This is a genomic window from Flavobacterium sp. T12S277 (assembly GCF_048514875.1).
In the GTDB taxonomy this organism is placed as follows: domain Bacteria; phylum Bacteroidota; class Bacteroidia; order Flavobacteriales; family Flavobacteriaceae; genus Flavobacterium.
Genome location: NZ_JBLYEG010000068.1, coordinates 1 through 1,026 on the forward strand (window position 1 = coordinate 1; position 1,026 = coordinate 1,026).

The 1,026-nt window shown below is 40.8% G+C and carries 1 pseudogene; it reads right to left on the bottom strand.

The annotated features are described in order from the left end of the window. Positions 1–1,026, bottom strand: a pseudogene (locus ACN1CN_RS22745) (hypothetical protein); the annotation flags it as partial.

Here is a 1,026-nt window from a genome sequence, read left to right on the forward strand (position 1 = left end):
TAGCACTTACAAAAGTAGTATTTACATCTGATGGCACTACAGCACTTCCATTTAAGGTATCATTAGATAATACATTCGTTAGTGAGGTTCCTCCTGTTGAGCCAACCACTGAGCTTCCTGCATCATCCGTAGCTACAATCGATCCAGCTGTAACTGTTACTGAAACTGTAGCATCATCACAATTGGTCGGATTGAGTTTCTCACATATTCTATAAGTCAATGTATAAGTCCCGGCCGGCGTATTTGGTGCAACCAAAACATCGGTTCCTGACAAAGTAATTCCAGGATTGGTAGCACTTACAAACGTAGTGTTTACATCTGAAGGTACAAAAACGTTTCCATTTAGGGTATCATTGTTTAATACATTGGTTACTGAAGTCCCACCTGTTGAACCGTTTACGGATACCCCTGTATCATCTGTAGCTACAATAGCTCCAGCTGTTACCGGTACAGTAACTACTGCATCATCACAATTGGTCGGGTTGAGTTTCTCACATATTCTATAAGTCAATGTATAAGTCCCCGCTGGTGTACCAGGCGCAACCAAAACATCAGTTCCGGATAAACTAATTCCAGGATTAGTCGCACTTACAAACGTAGTATTTACATCTGAAGCTACAATAGCACTTCCATTTAAGGTATCATTAGACAATACATTAGTTAATGAAGTTCCTCCTGTTGCGCCAACCACTGAGCTTCCTGCATCATCTGTAGCCACGATAGCTCCAGCTGTAACTGTTACTGAAACTACAGCTTGATCACAATTGGTAGGATTGAGTTTCTCACATATTCTATAAGTTAAAGTATAAGTCCCAGCTGGTGTACCCGGAGCAACCAAAACATCGGTTCCCGACAAAGTAATTCCGGGATTAGTAGCACTTACAAAAGTAGTATTTACTTCCGAAGGTACTACGGCACTTCCATTTAAAATATCATTGGTTAATACATTAGTTAATGAAGTCCCTCCTGTGGAGCTGTTTACCGGACTTCCCGTATCATCTGTAGCTACAATAGCTCCTGATATTA